Raw genomic sequence first — 1,663 nt, 5'->3', positions numbered from 1 at the left:
GGCCACGCTCCGGCTCGGCCAGCCGCTCTACCGCACGCTGGCGCAGGCGTTGCCTGGCGTGCGCACGCTGCGGGAGCGGCTGAGGCCCTGGCTCTAGGCCAGCCTGTGACAGGCTTGCTGAAACGGCCTGTTTGTCGGGCCTCCCTCAACCCCTGCGCGCCGCGTTGATCTTCGCGATGTCGATCTTCTGCATCTCCATCATCGCGGCGAACACCCGCTTGCGCGCGGCCGGATCCGGATCGCTCATGCCGTCCGTCAGGGCGGCAGGGGTGATCTGCCAGGAGATTCCCCACTTGTCCTTGCACCACCCGCACTGGCTTTCCTGCCCGCCGTTGCCGACGATGGCATTCCAGTAGCGGTCCGTCTCTTCCTGATCCTTCGTGCTGACCTGGAACGAGAACGCTTCGCTGTGCTTGAACGTGGGGCCGCCATTGAGGCCGATGCAGGGGAAGCCCAGCACGGTGAACTCCACCGTGAGGACATCGCCCTCCTTGCCATCCGGGTAATCGCCCGGCGCGCGGTGTTTGGCGCCGACGGAGCTGCCGGGGAAGGTGCGGGCGTAGAACTCCGCCGCTTCTTCAGCGCTGCGTTCGTACCAGAGGCAGAGGACGGTCTTGTTCACGGGGGTCGTCATGATTGCGCTCCTGGGGCTCACTCGCCCTTGTGTCCTACAACGCCAAATGCTGCACCCGCGGGGTCCGTTGCAACGACAATCCAGTCGCCGCCAGGCACCTCGTGCGGACCTTGCAGCACCTTGCCGCCATTGGCGGTGATGGCGCGCTGCGCCTCGGCTACCGAGGAGACGCCGAAGTAGAACAGCCAGGTGCCGGTGGGACCGGGGCCCGCGGCGGGCTTCTGCATGATGGCGCCAAGCCGAACGCCGTCGTGGTCGATGAAGCAGTAGTCGCCCATCGGGCCCATGGGCATCACGTCGTTGAACTGGAAGTGGAAGTGCTTCGCATAGAACGTCTTGGCGCGCGAGAGATCGGGGCTCGCCAGTTCGTTCCAGCGAATGTGCTGCGGCGCCTTCACGTCGAATACGTCGCTCTTCGCCTTGGGCTTGCCTGGCGGTGGAACCGGCGCCATCACGTAGAAGGGAGTGCCCATTGGGTCGGCCACCATCGCGATCGTGCCGACGGGCAGCTCCATGCGCGGCATCAGCACCCTGGCACCATCGGCCACCAGGGCCCGGAGGGACGCATCCACGTCGGCCACGTGCAGGTAGCCGAGCCAGCAAGGCTGTGCGCCATTCCGCACCATGTCCTGCGAAAGGCGCAGCACGCCTCCGGCGGAGCCGCCATCGCCGCGCATGATCATGCGGTAGTCCACTCCGCCCGGCATGGGCGCGGGCGGGTCGGGGATCTTCCATCCAACGACCGCGCCATAGAAGCGGGCGGCGGCGCTGGGGTCATGGGTCATCAGCTCGTACCAGATGAAGCTTCCAGTGCTCATCGTGTCATTCCCTTCGTGAGTGGTGGGATGTGGAGGGTCCGCACGCCCGTGTCGAGCCAGACCTTCGTTCTTTGAATCCTTTCCTACGGAACCGGGCTTCCATGTCGCAGCGCGGCAAGTCTGGCCACGCCGACAGGAAACGAAGAAACATTTCCTCTCGATGGGCGAGAATCAGGGAAATCATGCGAACCACTGCCCACCCCCACCGCCC

2 protein-coding genes are annotated in these 1,663 nt (G+C 65.6%); both read right to left on the bottom strand.

The genetic code is table 11. The annotated features are described in order from the left end of the window. Positions 1-145 precede the first annotated feature (145 nt). Complete coding sequence (locus tag D7W82_RS39540) at positions 146-634, bottom strand: VOC family protein (protein WP_120623169.1); 489 nt, start codon at positions 632-634, stop codon at positions 146-148. Positions 635-651: 17 nt separating this feature from the next. After that, on the bottom strand, positions 652-1,452 hold the full coding sequence (locus D7W82_RS39535; protein WP_120623168.1) for a VOC family protein: 801 nt from the start codon (positions 1,450-1,452) through the stop codon (positions 652-654). Positions 1,453-1,663: the final 211 nt, after the last annotated feature.

This window comes from Corallococcus sp. CA049B, from assembly GCF_003611685.1.
In the GTDB taxonomy this organism is placed as follows: domain Bacteria; phylum Myxococcota; class Myxococcia; order Myxococcales; family Myxococcaceae; genus Corallococcus; species Corallococcus coralloides.
This window is presented reverse-complemented; position numbering and strand designations above follow the sequence as displayed.

Coding starts and splice junctions, on each gene's coding strand:
- D7W82_RS39535 (WP_120623168.1), bottom strand. CDS start 1,452: ATGAGCACTGGAAGCTTCATCTGGTACGAGCTGATGACCCATGACCCC.
- D7W82_RS39540 (WP_120623169.1), bottom strand. CDS start 634: ATGACGACCCCCGTGAACAAGACCGTCCTCTGCCTCTGGTACGAACGC.